At 67.7% G+C, this 20222-nt stretch carries 13 protein-coding genes; 8 read left to right on the top strand and 5 right to left on the bottom strand.

Going from position 1 to position 20222, the window contains the following annotated elements:
* Together ACFPMG_RS26655 and ACFPMG_RS26660 are read right to left on the bottom strand one after the other, a co-directional pair.
* A partial coding sequence (locus tag ACFPMG_RS26655) for an autotransporter outer membrane beta-barrel domain-containing protein (RefSeq protein ID WP_376998258.1) occupies positions 1 to 1584 on the bottom strand: 1584 nt, incomplete at its 3' end.
* Between the two features lie 445 nt (positions 1585 to 2029).
* Positions 2030 to 2455: an OsmC family protein gene (locus tag ACFPMG_RS26660; RefSeq protein WP_094305710.1), complete on the bottom strand. Its 426-nt coding sequence runs from the start codon at positions 2453 to 2455 to the stop codon at positions 2030 to 2032.
* A 223-nt stretch (positions 2456 to 2678) separates the two neighbouring features.
* Between ACFPMG_RS26660 and ACFPMG_RS26665 the strand changes: the two genes are divergently transcribed.
* The 6 genes from ACFPMG_RS26665 to ACFPMG_RS26690 are packed head-to-tail and all read left to right on the top strand — an operon-like array spanning position 2679 to position 10375.
* Positions 2679 to 3008, top strand: a complete 330-nt coding sequence (locus tag ACFPMG_RS26665; RefSeq protein WP_376998259.1) for an acyl carrier protein — start codon at positions 2679 to 2681, stop codon at positions 3006 to 3008.
* Positions 3005 to 4204, top strand: a complete 1200-nt coding sequence (locus ACFPMG_RS26670) for an acyl-CoA dehydrogenase family protein (RefSeq protein ID WP_376998260.1) — start codon at positions 3005 to 3007, stop codon at positions 4202 to 4204. Before ACFPMG_RS26665 ends, ACFPMG_RS26670 begins: the two co-directional genes overlap by 4 nt.
* A gap of 26 nt (positions 4205 to 4230) precedes the next feature.
* Complete coding sequence (locus ACFPMG_RS26675; protein ID WP_376998261.1) at positions 4231 to 5169, top strand: amino acid--[acyl-carrier-protein] ligase; 939 nt, start codon at positions 4231 to 4233, stop codon at positions 5167 to 5169.
* Positions 5170 to 5189: 20 nt separating this feature from the next.
* Positions 5190 to 6092, top strand: a complete 903-nt coding sequence (locus ACFPMG_RS26680; RefSeq protein ID WP_376998262.1) for a DUF1839 family protein — start codon at positions 5190 to 5192, stop codon at positions 6090 to 6092.
* Between the two features lie 6 nt (positions 6093 to 6098).
* Positions 6099 to 8540 carry a glycoside hydrolase family 2 protein gene (locus ACFPMG_RS26685; protein ID WP_376998263.1) on the top strand — a complete coding sequence of 814 codons (2442 nt, stop codon included), beginning with the start codon at positions 6099 to 6101 and terminating at the stop codon, positions 8538 to 8540.
* 14 nt (positions 8541 to 8554) lie between these two features.
* A complete protein-coding gene (locus ACFPMG_RS26690) occupies positions 8555 to 10375 on the top strand; it encodes an alpha/beta fold hydrolase (RefSeq protein WP_376998264.1) in 1821 nt (606 codons plus the stop codon).
* On the opposite strand, the gene ACFPMG_RS26695 is transcribed toward ACFPMG_RS26690, so the two are convergent.
* The 3 genes from ACFPMG_RS26695 to ACFPMG_RS26705 form a co-directional block, all read right to left on the bottom strand.
* Positions 10344 to 11030: a phage tail protein gene (locus ACFPMG_RS26695; RefSeq protein WP_376998265.1), complete on the bottom strand. Its 687-nt coding sequence runs from the start codon at positions 11028 to 11030 to the stop codon at positions 10344 to 10346. The two genes, ACFPMG_RS26690 and ACFPMG_RS26695, sit on opposite strands and share 32 nt — an antisense overlap.
* Positions 11031 to 11105: 75 nt before the next feature.
* Complete coding sequence (locus ACFPMG_RS26700) at positions 11106 to 11426, bottom strand: DUF6916 family protein (protein ID WP_137117576.1); 321 nt, start codon at positions 11424 to 11426, stop codon at positions 11106 to 11108.
* A 110-nt stretch (positions 11427 to 11536) separates the two neighbouring features.
* Positions 11537 to 12208 carry a phage tail protein gene (locus ACFPMG_RS26705; protein WP_376998266.1) on the bottom strand — a complete coding sequence of 224 codons (672 nt, stop codon included), beginning with the start codon at positions 12206 to 12208 and terminating at the stop codon, positions 11537 to 11539.
* A 499-nt stretch (positions 12209 to 12707) separates the two neighbouring features.
* Here ACFPMG_RS26705 and ACFPMG_RS26710 point away from each other — a divergent pair, with 499 nt between their 5' ends.
* Both ACFPMG_RS26710 and ACFPMG_RS26715 read left to right on the top strand, forming a co-directional pair.
* Entirely contained in the window at positions 12708 to 13277 is a 570-nt protein-coding gene (locus tag ACFPMG_RS26710; RefSeq protein ID WP_376998267.1) for a GNAT family N-acetyltransferase, read from the top strand.
* Positions 13278 to 13780: 503 nt separating this feature from the next.
* Positions 13781 to 20222 (top strand): DUF4347 domain-containing protein (locus ACFPMG_RS26715; RefSeq protein ID WP_376998268.1); only part of this gene is annotated, 6442 nt, incomplete at its 3' end.

Genomic DNA, 20222 nt, shown 5'->3' on the forward strand with positions numbered 1-20222 from the left:
TTCAGGGCCTGGGTTCGGGGCGGGATCGGGGTTGGGGGTTGGGGTGGGATCGGGGTTCGGAGTGGGGTCGGGATTGGGGTTCGGGGTAGGATCAGGGGTGGGGTTCGGAGTAGGGTCGGGATTGGGGTTCGGGTTGGGCTCCGGCTCCGGCTCCGGCTCTGGCTCCGGCTCCGGCTCTGGCTCCGGCGTCACCTTGGTCAGAGTGAGCTGAATGCGGTTGTTCGCCGTGTCGAAGGTGGCCGTCGGGGTCAGCGTCGCGTCGCTGCCGGTGATCGCGGTGAAGGCGCCGGACACTCCGCCCGTGGCCGTCACGATGGTGTAGGTCGTGCTGTCGCCGTAGCCGCTGCCGGTGGAGGTGACGGACAGGTCGCCGCCGATCGTGGCGGTGCCGGTGACGGCCAGCTTGCTGGCCGACGAAGAAGTCGTCCGGATCGCCAGAGTGCTGCCGCTCTGCTGCGTGTAGTTGCCGGTGACCGTCAGGGTTCCGGGCGCGCCGGAGCCGCCGGGGGTCACGGTCGTCCCGGACGGGCTGGTCACGTTGCCGACGACCGTTCCGGTGCCTGTCAGCGTCGTGCCGCTGCTGAGTTGCAACCCGGTGGTCAGGGAACCGTTGACACGCAGCGTGCCGGCCTGAAGGTTCGTGGTCGTGGCCGAACTCACGCCGCCCAGCGTCCACTCCGTTCCGTTGACGTTGAGGGTGGTCAGGCCGGACACCGGTCCGGACAGGGTGCCGCCACCCTCCAGAAGAAGGACTTGGTTCTGCCCTCCGGCCTGGATGCCGCCGACCAGCACGCTGCCGTCCTTCAGGTTGATGAAGCTGCCCGCCCCGAAGCCGAAGGTCTTGATCGCGCTGAAACCGCTTCCGGCGGCGATGGTGCCGTGGTTGACGATGGTCGACGGGCCGGTGACAGACAGCACGTCACCGGTGCCGATGATCGTGCCGTAGTTGGTGACGGTGGACTGCTTGGAGATGGAGGCGGCTGAGACCGCCGCATAATCCGTCTGCATGGGGTCCGTCGTCGGCCGCACGTTTTTGATCAGCGCGGTGCTGTTGGACGGGGACCCGTTGGTGAGGACGAGAGCGTGGGAGCTTTCAATGGCGGACCAATTGCCGATGATCGTTCCGGTGTTTTCGATGACCGATGTCAGCGAACCCGCCGAGTTCGCCAGGAGGATGCCGTGGTAGGTCTTCGGCACCGAGATCAATCCGGAATTGATGATGGTGCCGTAGGTTTGAGCGTAGATGCCGTCGGCCTGATAAAAGTTGGTGTCGACCGAAATCTTGATCGTGCCCTGGTTGGTCAGGGTCCATCCGCCGGACGACTGGACCCACACGCCGGTGGTCAGGTCGGTGTACTGGTTGCCGGTGCCGCTGTCGACCACACCGCCGGTGCTGGTGATGAGGATGTTGCCGGCGGTTGGATAGAAGGTCTGGTTCTGGACCGTCGTCAGCGTGTCCATCGGCGCCGCGTTTGCGGCCAGCGACACGCCGAGCGCGATGGGAGCGGCGACCATCGCCGGCAGGCGCCCGCCCGACATCAGGCTTTGGCGGATCGACTCGAGGGGAGACGGCGACGGCGGCATGGGCGATTCACCTTGCGAGCGGGGCGTAAGCGTTACGACCAATGGTTTACACCAATCGATCATAACGGGTGCGCCGCGTCGCCGCCAAGACAAAACTTGGAGAAATTCAAAAATTCACGGGATAATTTTTATCTAATCTGGAAAATTAAGGCGAAAATCAGATAATGGATTTTTGGATACTTGCGCAGTGAAGGGTGGTTGTGGGGGTTATTTGCCGAGATTGATGGGGTTGTGCTGCGTTGTCGATAGGTCTGGAGTTTTGCCGTTTTAACGATTTCAAGAATGCCCTGATTTAAAAATGCAGCATTTTGTCGAAAACCATATTCCCGGCGGACTACCGATCTGTTTCCTCCGTGTCAATGTGGCAAATTCCAACGGCGGAGGTTAATGGGCGGTGCCGGCCCGGCGGTCGCTGCGCCCTCGCAGGCTGCCGGGCCGCACGCGATCACAGAAGCTTGGCGTTCAGGGTGATCTCCGTTCCGGCCAGGGCCTTGGACACCGGGCAGTTCTTCTTCGCACCCTCGGCCTGCTGCCGGAAGGTATCGGCGTCAATGCCGGGGATCTCGGCCTCGCAATCCAGTTCGATTTTGGTGATGGCGAACCCGTCGCCGGCCTTGTCCAGATGGACGCGGGCGGTGGTGTGCACGCGGGTCGGCGTATGCCCGGCCTTGGACAGGCCGGCGGACAGAGCCATGGAGAAGCAGCCGGCGTGCGCGGCTGCGATCAGTTCCTCCGGGTTGGTGCCGGTGCCGTTCTCGAAGCGCGACGGGAAGGAGTAGGCGCCTTCGAACGCGCCGCTGCCCAGCCGCATGGTGCCCGATCCCTGGGCCAGGTTGCCGCGCCATTCCGCATCCGATTGCCGCACAGCCATGGTGATCTCCCAATCCTGTGTTTGTTGGATGAACCACCGCTCAAGTTAGAGCCGACCGGGACAACGGCAATCGCCACAGGTGTTAAGCAAGAGGAGCGGTTGGCATCCGAAAAGCACCCGAGGCATACGGAAAAGCAGAGGAAGGCGCAGAACAATTAAGGTTTTGTGGCGTTGTCCCGGCACAGGGAAAGCCAGAGGTTGAATGGGGGTAGGAGGAATGAGCATGCGCCAACCGGATTGGCAGATCGCAGCCGGATCGGCGCCGCGGGGCGGCGATGCCTCGGCGGTCAGCACGGCCGACGTCCGGGCGCTTCTGGCCGACTGTGGCGGGTTGGCAACCGACGCCTCGGCCTTGTCCGAGGAGGACGACCTCTACGCCGCCGGATTGACTTCCCATGGGTCGGTGAATCTGATGCTGGCGCTGGAGGAGCGCTACGGCGTCGAGTTTCCGGAACATTTGCTGCGCCGCCGCACCTTCGAGAGCATCGCGGCGATCCGTTCCGCGGTCGCCGGTTTGCTGGACGGCGCGTCGGGCGGGGCGGGGGCCGGATGAGGGCGCCCGCGCCGGACGGTCCGGCGGCGATGGCCACGGAGGCCGCCGCCGGGGCCGTCGCCGTTGCCGGGCGCCACGCCGACAGCGTGGACCGCGAGGCCCGTTTTCCCTCCGAAACCTTCGCCGCTCTGAGGGAGGCGCGGCTGCTCGGCCTGATGGTGCCGCGGGCCTTCGGCGGCGGCGGCGGCGGTCTGGCCGACGCCGCGGCGGTGGCCCACGCGCTGGCCCAGAATTGCCCGTCCAGCGGGCTGATCTACGCCATGCACCAGATCCAGGTCGCCTGCCTCGTGCGTCACGGGCAGGGCGCCGACTGGCACCGCGGCTTTCTGGAGCGGTTGGCCGGGGAGCAGCTCCTGCTCGCCTCCGCGACGACCGAGGCCGGGATCGGCGGCGACGTGCGTTCCAGCGCCTGCGCGGTGGCCAACGCGATCGAAGGGGGGATGGGAGGGGCCTTCCGCCTGGAGAAGCAGGCGACGGTCATCTCCTACGGGATGGAAGCCGACGCGATCCTGGTGACGGCGCGGCGCACGGCGGATTCGCCGCCCTCCGATCAGGTCATCGTGCCGGTGCTGCGCGGGCAGACGCGGTTGGAGGAGATCGGTGGCTGGGACACGCTGGGCATGCGGGGCACCCGCAGCGTCGGCTACCGGCTGGTGGCGGACGCGGAGCGGGCGCAGATCCTGCCGTTGCCCTACGCCGACATCTCCGCCCGCACCATGCTGCCGGTGACCCACATCCTGTGGAGCAGCGTCTGGCTGGGCATTGCGACCGACGCGGTGGCTCGCGCCGCCGCCTTCATCCGGGCGGAGGCGCGCAAGCGCCCCGGCATCCCGCCGCCGGGGGGGCGGCGGCTGGCCGAGGCGACCGCCGGCCTTCAGGCGATGCGCGGCATGGTGCGCGGCGCGCTCGCCCGGTTCGAGGAGGCGGCGGACGATCCGGACCGCCTCACCTCTGTGGGCTTCGCGGTCGCCATGAACACACTGAAGACCGAAGCGGCGGAGATGGTGGTGCGGATCGTGGGGCAGGCAATGCTGGCCGGGGGCCTGGCCGCCTACCGCAACGACAGCCCCTACAGTCTATGCCGCCACCTGCGCGACGCCCATTCGGCACCCTTGATGATCAACAACGACCGGATACTGGGCAACACGGCGAACCTGCTGCTGGCGCACAGGGACAACGGTTCTCTCTTCGGCTGAGGCTTTTTCGGAACGGAATGCGGCGGATGGACATGCGGGCAGAGGGCACACCGGTGGAGAACGGGCAGGCGGCGTTCCGCGACGCGCTGATCGCGGCTGGGCTGCTGATTCCCACGGGGGTCGACGGGCTGTACGGCCGCAGCGGCGTCTTCGAGGATGTCGTGGAGCGCTTCAACGACCTGATCACCACCTGGGGCGGTGACGACGGGGCGGACGTGATGCGCTTTCCCCCCGGGGTGGCCCGTCACCAGTTCGAACAGAGCGGCTATCTGAAGAGCTTCCCGCATCTGGCCGGCACCGTCCACGCCTTCAAGGGCGACGAGCGCGCCCATCAATCCCTGCTGCGCCGACTGGAGGAGGGGGAGGAGTGGACCGACTCCCAGATGGCAACCAACGTCGTTCTGACGCCCGCCGCCTGCTACCCCGTCTACCCGACCATCGCGGAGCGCGGGCCGCTGTCCGCCGACGGGGCGCTGGTCGACGTCTACTCCTACTGCTTCCGCCATGAACCGTCGCTGGATCCGGCGCGGATGCAGCTCTTCCGGATGCGCGAGTATGTGCGCGTCGGCACGCCGGAGCAGGTGATGGACTTCCGGCAGCGCTGGGTGGAGCGGGGGCGGGCGTTGATGGAATCGCTGGCCCTGCCGGTGGCTGTCGATCTGGCGAACGACCCCTTCTTCGGGCGGGCCGGACGGATGCTGGCGGCCAGCCAGCGCGACCAGGGGCTGAAGTTCGAACTGCTGATCCCCATCGCGTCGGCGGACCAGCCGACCGCCTGCCTCAGCTTCAACTACCATCAGGACCATTTCGGGCTGCTGTGGGACCTGCGGACGCCCGACGGGGCGGTCGCCCACACGGCCTGCGTCGGCTTCGGGATGGAGCGGGTGGCACTGGCGCTGTTCCGCCATCACGGCCTGGACGTGAAGGCGTGGCCCGCCGCCGTGCGCGCCGTCATGTGGGGCTGAGCGGGCAGGGGAGGCCGGGCATGGCGCATCCGCTCGACAGGCCGGACCGCGACTGGGCGGAGACCAACTGCTACACCGACCTGTGGCTCGGGCTGCTGCGGGCGCTGGGGATGGAGCCGATGGCGGCCCTGGCCTTCACCGTCGCGCAGGATTTCGAAGGCGACCAGTTCACCTTCTTCAAGGTGCCGCCGGAGGATCTGCGCCGGCTCTACGGGCTGGAGGTGCAGGAACTCGCCCTCTACGACCGGGTGGAGACCCACGCGGCGGTGCAGGTGGCGCGCGGCCACCCGGTGCTGGTCGAGGTGGACGGCTATCACCTGCCGGACACGCGGGGGACGTCGTACCACGCGCAGCACGTCAAGACGACCATCGCGACCCTCGGTATGGACGCGGGCGCGCGGCGGCTTGACTACATTCACAACGCCGGGCGCTTCACGCTGGAAGGGGAGGACTACGACGGCCTGTTCGCCCCCGCCCCCCTCTTCCCCTATGTGGAGTTCGTGAAGCGCAGCGGCCCGGCCTTGGAGGGGGAGGCTTTGATGGACGCCTCGCGTGGGCTGCTGTCCCACCATCTGCGCCGGCGCCCGGCGGGCAACCCCATCGCCGCCTTCCGCACCGCGCTGCCGGAGCATCTGGAGATTCTGGCCGCCCGATCCATGGACTATTTCCATCTCTACGCTTTCAACACGCTGCGGCAGGTGGGGGCGAACTTCGAGCTTCTCGGGATGCATGTTCGCTGGATCGGCGGGCCGACGGACGCGGCGGAGGCTTGCGCCACCCTCTCCGCCACCGCCAAGGCCTTTCAGTTCCAACTCGCGCGCGGCGTGCACCGGCGGCGCTTCGGCGATTACGCGGAACCGCTGGAGGCGATGGAGCGAGCGTACGACCGCGCGCTCGGCGCGCTGCTCCGTCATTGCGGGTGACGGACGATGGCGCGCCTTCACGCCGTGACGGGCCGCAGCGTGACGCCCCTGTCCGCGGGGTGGGAGCTGTGCGTGACCGAGCCGGGGGCGACGCCCGGCGGGGACTGGCTGCCCGCCCCGGTGCCCGGCACCGTCGCCCAGGCGCTGCGCGAGGCGGGGCTCTACCGGCTGGGCGAACCGCTTCCCCTCCACGACCGTGACGTCTGGTACCGGGTGCGGCTGAGCGGTGAGGGGCCTTGCACGCTGCGCTTCCACGGCTTGGCCACCATTGCGGAGGTCTGGCTGGACGGGGAGCGGATCCTGTCCAGCGACAGCATGTTCCAACGCCACGACGTGCCCGTCACGCTGCGCGGCACGCACGCGCTGCGCATCGTCTTTCGCGCCCTGAACCCGGTGCTGAGGGCGCGGAAGGGGCGGGGGCGCTGGCCGGTGCGGCTGGCCGAACCGGCGGGGCTGCGCGCGGTGCGGACCACGCTGCTGGGGCACATGCCCGGCTGGTGTCCGCCCGTGCCGTCGGTCGGCCCCTGGCGTCCGGTGGAACTGATCACGGAGGATGGTCCGCTGCGCGTCCGCTCGGCGGACATGCGCGCCACGCTGGAGGGGAGGGATGGTCGGTTATCCCTGGCGTTGACGGCGGAATGGAGCGGGCCCGCCCCCCCGCCGGGCTGGCTGGAGGTGGGTGAGGCGCGGGCGCCGCTCCGCTGGACCGGGCCGGGGGAACTGCGCGGCGACATCCGCCTGCCGGAAGTCGAACCCTGGTGGCCGCATAGCCACGGCAGACCGGCGCTCCACGCCGTGCGAGCGGTGGTGGGCGACGAACGGATCGACCTCGGCCGCACCGGCTTCCGCCGTATTGAGCGGGAGCCCGGCGACGGCTTCGCCCTGCGCATCAACGGGGAGCCGGTCTTCTGCCGCGGCGCCTGCTGGAGCAGCCCCGACATCGTCGCCCTGCCGGGGACGCGCGACGCCTACGGCCCCTGGCTGGACCTGGCGCGTCAGGCCGGCATGACCATGCTGCGGGTGCCGGGCATCGCCGTTTACGAGGCCGACGCCTTCTTCGACCTGTGCGATGAGATGGGAATTCTCGTCTGGCAGGATTTCATGTTCGCCAACTTCGACTACCCGGCCGACGAGCCGTTCCTCGACGGCGTCCGGCGGGAGGCGGCACGGTTTCTCGACCGGGTTCAGGGCTCGCCGTCGCTGGCCGTGCTGTGCGGCGGCAGCGAGGCGGAGCAGCAGGCGGCCATGCTCGGCCTGCCGCGCGAGCGCTGGAGCCAGCCGCTGTTCGACACCGTTCTGCGGGACGAGGCGGAACGGGGCCGCCCCGACGTGCCCTACGTCGCCAACTCCCCGACCGGTGGGCCTCTGCCCTTCGCCGCCGACGTGGGGGTGACCCATTACTACGGCGTCGGCGCCTATCTGCGCCCGCTGGAGGACGCGCGCCGGGCGAATGTCCGCTTCGCGTCCGAATGCCTCGCCTTCGCCAACATGCCGGCGGCGGGAGCGCTGCCCGGCGTGCCGGCGGTCCACGACCCGCGCTGGAAGGCGCGCGTGCCGCGCGATCCCGGCGCCTCGTGGGATTTCGAGGATGTGCGGGACCATTATCTGCGGATGCTGCACGGCGTCGATCCCATGGTCCTGCGGTACGAGGACCCCGACCGCTACGCGCGGCTGTCCCGCGCGGTGACGGGGGAGGTGATGGAAGCCGTCTTCGCGGAATGGCGGCGGGCCGGCTCCTCCTGCCGGGGCGGACTGGTTTGGATGTTCCAGGATGCCTGGCCGGGAGCCGGCTGGGGCGTGGTCGATTCCGCGGGCGTGCCGAAGGCGGCCTGGCACGCCTTGCGCCGGGCCTTCCGGCCCGTGCAGGCCCTGGTGACCGACGAGGGGGTGAACGGGCTGGCGATCCATCTGCTGAACGAGACGGCGGAGCCGGTGGAGGCGGCGCTGACCCTGACCGCCCTGCGGCGGGGCGAGGTGCCGGTGCTGCGGGCCGAGCGGGAGGTCACCCTGCCGCCGCGCAGCGCCCAGATGGTTCCGGTGGCCGCGCTTGCCGACCGCTTTGTCGACCTGACCGGAGCCTACCGCTTCGGCCCGCCCGCGCACGACGCGGTGGTGGCGACGCTGTCCGACCCGCGGTCCGGCGCGCTGGTGGCGGACGCTTTTCATTTTGTCCGGGGCGGCCGGATGGAGCGCTCGGAACTGGGCTTGGGCGCCCGCGTGGAGCGGACGGGTCAGGGGTGGGCGCTGATCCTGTCCAGCCGGCGGCTTGCCCGCTCCGTCCACATCGAGGACGACATGTTCCGGGCGGAGGAGGAATGGTTCCATCTGTCGCCGGGAGGAGAGCGCCGGGTGCGGCTGATCCCGCGCCATCCCGGCGCGGCGGTGCCCGATGGCGAGGTCCATGCGTTGAACGGACAGGACCCGACGCGCTACCGGTGGATCGCATGACGCCCGAGCCCTCCATGCCCATTCTGTTCTCGGACTGCTTCGGCTGGCTGCACCCGGCGAGCGGGCGGCGCGGCGTCGTGCTGTGCGCGCCTTACGGCGGGGAGGCGTTGGCAACCCACCGGGCTTGGCGGCGCTTCGCCGAGCGCTTGTCCGCGGCGGGACTGCCGGTGATGCGCTTCGATTATCCCGGCACCGGAAACAGCGCCGGCGACGAGGACGATCCGGCCCGCCTGGAGGCGTGGCTCGGCGGCATCCGCGCCGCGACAGCCCATCTGCGTGCCGTCGCGGGGGTGGAGGAGGTGGCTCTGGTGGGGTTGCGGCTGGGCGCGCTGCTCGCGGCGGCGGCGGCCCGCGAGGTCGGGGCGGATGCCCTGGTCCTGCTGTCCCCCTTCCCCTCGGGCCGGGCCTTCCTGCAAGAGTTGCGGGCGGTGGCGCTGCTTGCCGAACGGCCGGCGGATGCCCCGCCTGCGGTCGGGCCGGAAGGGATCGACAGTGCCGGGTTCCGCCTGACTCCGGAGGCGGCGGAGGCGTTGCGGGGGCTCGATCTCACGCGCATGGCGGAGGCCCCGGCCCGGCGCGTGCTGATCCTCGACCGCCCGGAGGGCCGCGCCGCCGTTCTGGCGGAGCGGTTCCGCGCGCTGGGGGCCGACGTCGAGGAGGCGCCCTTCCCCGACCACGCGCTGCTGATGAGCAGCGTCCGGCACGCGGCCCTGGACTGTTCGGCCTTTGCGCGGGCGGCGGCTTGGCTGGCGCCGGATTTGGCGCCAGACTTGGCACCGGGCATGGCGCCCGCCGTGCCGGGCCGGAGGGGGGAGGCGTCCGCTCCCCGTCTGCGGCTTCCCGGCGCGGTGGAGCGCCCGCTCCGCTTCGGTTCCGGCGCGGGTCTGTTCGGCATCCTTTGCGAACCCGCGACCGCTGCGGCCATCGAGCGGCCCGCCGTTCTGCTGCTGAACAGCGGCGCCACGCCGCACACCGGCACCGGGCGCATGTCGGTGCGGCTGGCCCGGCGTCTGGCGGCGCGGGGGATCGCCTCGCTGCGCCTGGACCTGGGCGGGCTGGGGGACAGCGCGTCGAAGCCGGGGCGCCGCGACGGGCTGATCTATTGCCGGGACATGGTGGAGGACGCGCAGGCCGGGCTGGACGCGCTGGCGGCGGGGCATGGCGCCGCGGTCGCCGTCGGGCTGTGTGCCGGTGCGGCGGTGGCGCTGCACGTCGCGCTGGCCGACCCGCGCGTCGTCGGGCTGGCGCTGGTCAATCCGGGCCGCTTCGTTCTGGGGGACGGGGTGACGCAGGAGGAGGCCATCGGCAGCGCGGTGAAGCCGGCCGCCGCGTATCTTCCCAGGCTGACCGAGCCGGCGGTGTGGCGGGCCATCTTGCGCCAGGACCGCAAGGCGTCGCGCGTCGCCCGAGGCCTGTCGGAACGGGCGGCCCGCCGCCTGCGCATCAGCGCGGGGCGGCTTAGGGCGGGGCTGACGGGGCGGGGCTACGCGCGGGACGACGTGCTCCACGCCTTCCAGGCGCTGACCGACCGCGGAGTCCGCACACTGATGGTGCACAGCGCGGGCGACGTGACGCTGGGCGAATTGGAGGCACAGGCCGGGCCGGACGGGGGGCGGCTGCGCCGGATGGGCGGGCTGTGGATGGAGCGCCTCGCCGGGGCCGATCACAGCCTGATGGAGCGCGTCGCGCGGGAGCGCTTCGCCGACCTGTTGGATGACCTGCTCGACCGCATCGGCACGGGCGCGACGGGCGCCGTGCGCGGGCAGGACCCCGGCCCACCGGAAGGGACCGGGGCTCTCCGCGTCAATCACGCGACGGGAAATAGCCCAGCATGAAGATGAAGAAGAACAGCGACTGGTAAGGCTGCAGGTTGTTGAGGGCGACCGGGGTGGAAATGACGCCGCCACCCGGGCTCACCGCCACGGTGGCACCTGTGGGACCGCCGCTGACCGTGCCTTGCGTGGAGAGCGCGCCCGTGAGTGAGCTTCCGGTTGGCGGCGTCGGCAGGCTTGAAGCCGGGATGTAGGGGCCGTCGAGGACAACGTCGTAGCTGGGGTCGATGAACTGTCCACCCAGCACCGCGGGAATGGCGGACGGGATGTTGCTGGTGCCGACGGCAGGGTTCAGCGGGACGGTGACCGTCGCGTTGAACGGCACGGTGCCGCCCGCGCTGCCGCCCTGGAAGGCGGCGCCGTGGGTGTGCGCCGGCAGATTGTTGCCGCTGACCGTCGTGAACTGCGCTCCGCCGGCATTGCCGGTGTTGATCGTGCTGCTGGTGTAGGGGCTGGTGCCCGGCCCCACCATCACGCGGCCGCGCAGGTCCGGCAGGTTGAACGTCGAGTTGTTCGGCCCGCTGCCGAAGGCCCCGGCCGTGATCGCCCACAGGGCCTGGTACTGGGCCGAGTTGACAGCTTGTCCCAGGCATTGCTGCGTGTTCACGGGGGCGAAGTTGCCGGCGAATGGAAAGACGGACCCTATGTAGAAATCCATGGCGAAATCTCCGGTGGAAGCGATGCGCTGGGACGGACGGTACGCGGTGTCGCGAAGGCGTCGGACGGCCGGGGCTCAGTTCAGGATCAGCTCGAAGCAGCCCCGCTCCGGGTCGCGCGGAATGACCCGCACGATGTAGAAAGGTCCCAGCGGTCCCATCGTCGGATGGTCGATCTGGTAATTGCCGTTCCACAGCTGGCTGGGGCCGTAGGTTTCGAACAGGGCCGAAAAAGATGTGCGCTTCGCCCAGCGCGGCGTGCATTCCGGACGTGCCGTCAGCTTCGTCAGCTCGACGTCCGTGATCACGGACCCGTCCTCCGGGGCCACGAAACGGAACGTCTGGCCGAGATGCGGGGCGAACATCTCGTGGGAGATGGTGGCGATGTCGATGGTCATCTCAAAGGTCCGGGCTCAAGTTCTGAAAGTACGGCTGGCGTTCCGGGCATGCATAGCCAACGCGCCGCATCCGTCCATCCGGTGTTCGACGATCGAGGAGTGTCCCCGGATCAGTCGCGCATCGGGAAGATGCCGCTGGTGACGATCAGCATGGTCAGGGCCAGATAGGGCTGCATGTTGTTCACCGGAGACGGGTTGGTGACGCCGCCACCCGCCGAAATGCTGATCGTGCCCGTCAGTCCGCCCAGCGTGACGGTGCCGGTGGCCGAACCGACCAGCGCCGAGCCGCTCGGCGCGGTGCCGGAGCTGTAGGGGCCGTCCATGGTGACGCCAACGCCGCCGGGATCGCCGAGCTGGAACGCGCCGAGATAGTTGTTGCCGCCCACCGGGGTGCTGCTGGCGCCGACGACGGTGCTCACCGGAATGGCCGCAGCGGCGGAGACGGTCGCGTTGGTGCTGCTGCCCGATGGCGTGAAGGTCGCGGCGTGGGTGTGCGCCGGCAGATTCTGCAGGGTGAGCGCGTTGTTCGCGACACCACCGAAGTTCCCCGGATTGAGCGTCAGATTGTTCAGGTACGGGCTGGTGCCCGAGCCGATCATGACGCGGCCGCGCAGGTCCGGGAGGTTGAAGTTGGTCGTGCCGTTGCCGCCATACATCGCGCCGGTGATCGCGAACAAAGCCTGGTTCTGGCTGACCTGCATCTGCTGCCCCAGGCACTGGGCCGTGTACTGGGGGGCGTAGGCGCCGGTGAACGGGAAAATCAGGCCGAGGTAGACTTCCATGGCGAAACCTCCTGTGTAAGAAACCGGTTGCGGCGGCCTGTGGCCAGCGTTCTCCTAGGGACGCGCCACGCCGCCGAATGTGATAGAAAACATACCGACATATTCTCCCGACCGGCTAGTGCCTGAGCAATAGACGATACAAAAAGTTACTTTTTCCGATTGTTATCTTTGCATTACCATCTTGTGATTGCATATTCGCGTATGCGCTTGGCCGCCTTCACCGGATTGTGGGCGGCGCGTCCGCTCGATCGCCAGCGGTGTTAAAGCGGATTGTAATCCGCTTTGGACCGCGACGGCGGGCTCCGGTCGCACATGCGACCGGAGCCCGCCGTCGAATGAGGCGATAAGAGCCTATGGCCGCTCCGAGGGGACCAACGCTGAGGTTGACGACTCGAACAGTGCCCGCCGTGGCGATGGTCCGCCGCGGCGATTCTTGCGTCAGGCCCGCATCTTCGGCTATTCAAGGCGCACGCTTGTGCTACCGGAAGGGGTGTGGCCGATGGCCGTTCTGAATGGGTCGCTGCCGCTGCTCGGCGGGTTGACGGTGCGGTTTTCCCGCCCTTCGGATGACGACTTCCTGATGGGCCTTTTCATGGACGCGCGCCCCTGGCTGGCCAAGGCGCATCACGACCGCGACTTCATCCGGACGCTCTACGAACAGCAGTACGGCGCGCGGCGGATGGGGCAGGAGAGCCGTTACCCGGAACATCTGGATTTTGTCGTCGAGAAGACAGGCCAACCGGTGGGGCGGATCGTCATGGATCTGGGGCGCTATGACTGGCGCGTGTCGGAGGTGGAGATCCATCGTCTGGCCCGTGGCAAGGGCATCGGCACCGATCTGCTGCGCAGCTTCCAGGGGACCGCGGCGCAAATGCGCATTCCGATCACCTTGTCGGTGGCCGAGGTGGATACGCGCGTCCATTGGTTCTATCACCGATTGGGCTTCGATCTCCTGGCGAAGACATCGCCTTCCCTTGAGCTGATCTGGCTGCCGCCCGGTCATCCGGGGATCCAGCACCTGCCGCCGCAAATTCTGCCGGCGCAGATGCAGCAGGGCGGCGCCTCCTGACGCCGCTCTTCTTGGTGACGCGACCGCGCGGTTCGCGTCTTCCGGGTTGAATTCCAGCGCGGTCATGGCGTGCGGGGCCTGTGACATCGGTGTGCGGTGTTTTGCACGCAAATGTTTGCCCCCGCCACGCCGCGCCTTCTCTCACGGCGAAATGCCGGCGTGAAAAGCATACCAACATATGCGCTCGTTTCAGCAATGAAATAGAGAGCGCTTTGCAGAAACAAATGCATCAAATTATGACGCTCTGTTCTCCTCGATGATGCGAATTGACGCAAATCGGGCGCCTCTCTTGCCGCTTTTATAGACTCATGCGCTGTCAACCACTGTGAAAAGGTGGTACCCTCGCGCAGGCTATTCACTTTTTGGTGACCGCTTTCGGCTTAAGGTCGGGCGGTGCTGCGTATGGCGGGAGACGGATGATGGCGCGCAAGCGTGGTTCGAACGGCAACAGCGTGAACGGGCGTTCCGACAAGACGCATAAGCCGTCCTCATCGATGTTCGCGATGGCTCTCGAACCGCGCTTCATGTTCGACGCGGCGGGCGCCGCCACGGTTGCCGAGGTCCATCAGCAACCCGATCAGCCCGTGCCGGGCGATCAGGGCGCCGCCAAGACGGCCGATGCCGACAAACTCGCCGATTGGGCCGCCAAGGAGTCGAACGTTCCTGTGGCGGCGCCCCCGGCCGCCTCCGCTCCGCCGCACGCCGAACCTGCGGCGGTGACGGCGCAAACCGCTCAGGTTCAGGGAACGGTCCGGTCGGTGGTGTTCGTCGACACCAGCGTGAACGACTACCAGACGCTGATCAAGGACATCGCCCCCGACGCCAAGGTCATCCTGCTCGACTCCCAGCAGGAAGCGCTCGGCCAGATGGCGAAGGCGCTTTCCGGGATGTCCGGCCTGGATTCCGTCCAGGTCGTCAGCCACGGCAACGAAGGCCATCTTTATATTGCCGGTCGCGCCTATTGGGCGGACGGGCTGGCGAATCGCGGGCAGGATCTCCAGGCGATCGGCGCTGCGCTGAAGCCCGGCGGCGATCTTCTTTTCTACGCTTGCAACGTCGGCGCCGGAGAGGTGGGGCAGGAATTCGTTCAGACGGTCCATCGGCTCACCGGAGCCGACGTGGCGGTGTCCAACGATCAGACCGGCAGCGCCCCAGGACAGAACTGGACGCTGGAGGTCCAAAGCGGGTCCATCGAGGCCGCGATTCCCTTTGCCCTGTCGTCCATGGAGACCTTCAGCGGCCGGCTGGGAACCGTGGTCGTTACGTCGGCGACCGGAACGGCGGCGGGATCGTTGAACCACGCGATCGTCAACGCGGCCGCCGGGGACGTGATCGAGTTCAGTTCGACGCTGGTCTCCAGCAAGATTTCCCTGGGCGTCACGACGACCATGCTGACGGCGGCGAATCAGAGCTTCGCGATCAACGGCGACGTGAACGGCGACGGTATCGCCGACATCACGATCTCCGGCGCGAACACCGGCAATGTGCCTGCGACGACGGACTACCGGGGCATCCTCTTCAATTCGTCCGGCAATACGCTGACGGTCAAGAACGTCATCATGGAGCGCTTTTATTCGGGTTCCGCCCTGCAGGGCGCGCTGACGTTGCAGAACGGGTCGCTCGAAGTGGATGGCGTGATATTCAGGAACAACCTGAACAACGCCATCGTCACGACCACCGCGTCCACATCCCTGACGATCAAGAACTCGGTTTTTCGCGACAACACAGGTGTGGTGGTCGGTACGGCGGGCTTCGCGGTCGTTCGCGCGCAGGTGAACGACACGCTGACGATCGAGAACAGTCTGTTTGCAGACAACCACTACGTCATGAACATGGGCTCGAATTCGGCTCTCTACCCGGGCTCCATTATTGCGCAAACGCACAACACCGCTGCTTATACGGTAAACATACGCAACGTCACCATTGTCAATAACAGCTACGTTAACAACGACGCCGGCGCTGTCGGTGTCAAGACGGCAGGAATCGGCACCTATTCCGGTGCATCGGCGACCGTGAACGTTTACAACACGATCATTGCGGGGAACTCCGGCAATCTTGCCGGGACGAGTTTTGCCGATCCGAACGCCATCATTTACAACAGTGACAAGATCACCCTGAACGCAGGCAACAATTATCAGGGTGCCATAACCGGCAATGCGATCTTCGTCGACTCCACCAACGCCACTACCAGCCTGCGCGACTATCGTCCGGCCTCGACCGCGACGACCTTCATCAACGCCGGCGACAGCAGCAACGCGAACCGCTACGGCGGCAGCTACGACATCCGCGGCATCGACCGCATCCGCGACGGTTTGCTCGACCTCGGCGCCTACGAAGTGCATTGGAACACCGGGGCACCAACGGTCGACCTGAACGGGGCGGGAGGTGGAAGCGACGAGTCCGTCAGCAGCGGGACTCCCAGTTCCGGTGTGCTCATCGCGCCCAACGCCACCCTGGCGCAGACGGACACCGACACCCGCCTGCTCGGCGCCACCATCACCTTGAGCGGCGTGGTCGACACCGGAAACGAAACGCTGACGCTCTCCACGGCGGATATCAGCACCGCCAGGATGTTAGGCATCGCGGTGCTCGCCAACGACGGCGCCACGATCACCCTGAGCGGTGCGGCTTCCGTGGCGAACTACCAGGCGGTGATCCGCCTGATCCAATACAAGAACTCCGCCGGCAGCTTCACCGCGGGCGCGCGCACCGCCACGGTCGTCGTCAACGACGGCGAAACGACCAGCACCGCGCGGACCAGCACCATCACCCTCGGCACCGTCGTCGACACCACGCCGCCGACCGTCTCCAGCATCGCGGTGTCCGGTACACCGGCGGCCAACGCATCCTCGGTCACCTACACGGTGACCTTCAGCGAAGGCGTGTCCGGAGTCGACTCCTCCGACTTCACGCTGGCGACGACCGGCACGGCCTCCGGCACGATCGGCACCGTCACCCAGGTGTCCGCCGGCGTCTACACGGTGTCGGTCACCGGCATCTCCGGCACCGGCACGCTGGGGCTGAACCTGAAGGGGAGCGGCACCGGCATCAAGGACACGGCGAACAACGACATCGCAACGGGCTTCACCGGCAGCACCCACACGGTGGACCTGGACGCCCCGGTTTTCACCTCCTCCGCCACGCCTTCGGTTGCGGAAAACACGACGGCGGTCGTCACACTGGCCGCGACGGACAGCAACGGCCCGGTCACCTACAGCTTGGTTGGCGGCGCCGATCAGGCGAAATTCTCGCTGTCCGGCGCGGCGCTGGCCTTCGCAGCCGCACCGGATTACGAATCGCCCACGGATTCGGACGGCAACAACGTCTATGTTGTCGTGGTGCGGGCCACGGACGCCAACGGCAACACCACCGATCAGACGATTTCGGTGACGGTCACCGACGTGAACGAGGCGTCCAACGCCGCTCCGGTCGTCAGCGGCCTGAGCATCCTCGACCTGAAGATGTACGTCACGAACGGGGACGATTTCCTGGGCGGCGCCAACGACTCCGCGACTGCGGTGCCGGTGGGCGTGCCGGGAACCGATTACCTCACCTATGCCAGCTTCGAGATGGATGTGGAGTTCCTGAGCGGTACAACGGCCCGCATCACACTCGTGGTTCCGCCGGGCGGCTACAACACGCAGGGCGGCAACTTCACCTACAGCTTCACCTTCGAGAACGGGCCCAACGGCAGCCTCGGCTCCTTCACGCAGGTGACCAAGAATCTGACGGGGTCCAGCGCGAACTTCGCGAACGAAAGCCAGATCGTCGGAAGCGTCAACGGCAAGGTCTTCTCGTTCTACGTGCCGGGCACCTTCGCGCCGACCGGCCATGAAGTCGCGGTCGGGGACAAGCTGGTCTTCGACGTCGTCATGTCGGTCCAGCCGAGCGAGACCCTGTCCTACACGGCCGGGTCGGGCGCCCAGGTGATCGACCAGGGAACAGCTGCGACGGTCATCGACAGCGACAGCACCACGTTCAACGGCGGCAACCTGACGGTGGCGGTCGACAGCGTGACAGCCAACGACGTGTTGGGCATCCGCAATCAGGGCACCGGCGCCGGTCAGATCGGCGTGAGCGGCAGCAACGTCACCTACGGTGGATCGGTCATCGGTACGGTGGCGGGCGGCAATGGCGCCGATCTGATCATCACGTTCAACGCCAACGCTGATGCTGCGGCGGTCAGTGCGCTGATGGCCAACATCACCTACGCCACGACGAGCACGGCCAACAGCTCGCGGCTGGTCAGCTTCACCGTTACCGACGACACCGGCAAAACCTCCTTGCCTGGTTTCGTTGGGGTTTCCGTGACCGCAGGCGACACGACGGCTCCGACGGTCAGCAGCATCGCGGTGTCCGGTACGCCGGCGGCTAACGCATCCTCGGTCACCTACACCGTGACCTTCAGCGAGGGCGTGTCCGGAGTCGACGCCTCCGACTTTACGCTGGCAACGACCGGCACAGCCTCCGGCACGATCGGCACCGTCACCCAGGTGTCCGCCAGCGTCTACACGGTTTCGATCACCGGCATCTCCGGCGCCGGATCGCTGGGGCTGAATTTGAAAGGCACCGGCACCGGCATCAAGGACACGGCGAACAACGACATCGCAACGGGCTTCACCGGCAGCACCCACACGGTGGACCAAGTGGCGCCGACCTTCGATGTCGCCGCCGCCACGTCCAGCATCACCAACACTGGCTTCTCCCTGTCCGCCAGCCTCAACGAGGCGGGAACCATTTACTATGTCCTGGTCCCCCGCAACGCGACCGCCCCGACCGCCGCGGAAGTGGAAGCGGGCACGGCTTCCGGCGGCGGAGCGGCGCTGAAGTCCGGCAGCCTGAACGCGTCGTCGTCCCCGTTCGACGGCAGCGGATCGATCACCGGGCTGACCGCCGGCACCGACTACGACCTCTATGTCGTGGCGAAGGACAGCGCCGGGAATCTCATGAGTGCGCCAGTCAAGGTCAACGTCTCAACGACGGGCGGATCTTTGAACGGCGCGCCGGTGAACACCACGCCGCCAAGCGTGACGGGCACGGCGACGGTGGGCAACGCCCTGACCAGAGTGAACGGTGTTTGGACTGATCCGGACGGCGATTCGTTGGGCTACAGCTACCAGTGGTACCGTGCGGATGATACCAACGGGACCAACGCGGCCTCGATCAGCGGGGCGACGAGTTCCAGCTACACGCTGACCACCTCCGACGCGCACAAGTACCTGCGCGTGGCGGTGATCGCCAACGATGGCAACTCCAACACGACGACCGCCTATTCGGCTTACACGGCGATCCTGAACAGCGCGCCGGTGAACAGCGCGGTGCCGAGCGTGAGCGGCACGGCGACGGTGGGCAACGCGCTGACCACGACCAACGGCACGTGGAGCGACGCCGACGGCGACGGGCGGAGCTACAGCTACCAGTGGTACCGGGCCGACGACAGCAACGGCACCAACGCCGCGTCGATCAGCGGGGCAACCAGCTCCAGCTACACGCTGACCACCTCGGATGCGCACAAGTACCTGCGCGTGGTGGTGACGGCCAATGACGGCAAGGGCGGCACGCCGACGGCCACCTCGGCCTACACCGCCATTCTCAACAGCGCACCGGTGAACAGCGCGGCTCCGAACGTGACGGGCACGGCGACGGTGGGCAACGCGCTGACCACGACCAACGGCACGTGGAGCGACGCCGACGGCGACGGGCGGAGCTACAGCTACCAGTGGTACCGAGCCGACGACAGCAACGGCACCAACGCCGCGTCGATTAGTGGAGCGACCAGTTCCAGCTACACGCTGGCGGCGGGCGACCTGAACAAGTACCTGCGCGTGGTGGTGACGGCCAACGACGGCAAGGGCGGGACGCAGACGGCGTCCTCGGCTTACTCGTCGCAGGTGGCGGCGGCTGGCAACGGCGCGCCGGTGAACACCACACTGCCGAGCGTGACGGGCACGGCGACGGTTGGCAACGCGCTGACCAGGATGAACGGTGTCTGGAGCGATCCGGACGGCGACTCGCTGAGCTACAGCTACCAGTGGTACCGGGCGGACGACACCAACGGCACCAACGCGGCCTCGATCAGCGGAGCGACGGGCGCCAGCTACACGCTGACCACCTCCGACGCGCATAAGTACCTGCGCGTGGCGGTGATCGCCAACGACGGCAACTCCAACACGACGACCGCCTATTCCGCCTACACGGCGATCCTGAACAGCCTGCCGGTGAACAGCGCGGTGCCGAGCGTGAGCGGCACGGCGACGGTGGGCAACGCGCTGACCACGACCAACGGCAGCTGGAGCGACGCCGACGGCGATGGGCGGAGCTACAGCTACCAGTGGTACCGGGCCGACGACAGCAACGGCACCAACGCCGCGTCGATCAGCGGGGCAACCAGCTCCAGCTACACGCTGACCACCTCGGACGCGCACAAGTACCTGCGTGTCGTGGTGACGGCCAATGACGGCAAGGGCGGCACGCCGACGGCCACCTCGGCCTACACGGCGATCACCAACAGCCTGCCGGTGAACAGCGCGGCTCCGAGCGTGACGGGCACGGCGACGGTGGGCAACGCGCTGACCACGACCAACGGCACGTGGAGCGACGCCGACGGCGACGGGCGGAGCTACAGCTACCAGTGGTACCGTGCCGACGACAGCAACGGCACCAACGCCGCGTCGATCAGCGGGGCAACCAGCTCCAGCTACACGCTGACCACCTCGGACGCGCACAAGTACCTGCGCGTGGTGGTGACGGCCAATGACGGCAAGGGCGGCACGCCGACGGCCACCTCGGCCTACACCGCCATTCTCAACAGCGCACCGGTGAACAGCGCGGCTCCGAGCGTGACGGGCACGGCGACGGTGGGCAACGCGCTGACCACGACCAACGGCAGCTGGAGCGACGCCGACGGCGATGGGCGGAGCTACAGCTACCAGTGGTACCGGGCCG

This window comes from Azospirillum himalayense, assembly GCF_042657465.1.
In the GTDB taxonomy this organism is placed as follows: domain Bacteria; phylum Pseudomonadota; class Alphaproteobacteria; order Azospirillales; family Azospirillaceae; genus Azospirillum; species Azospirillum himalayense.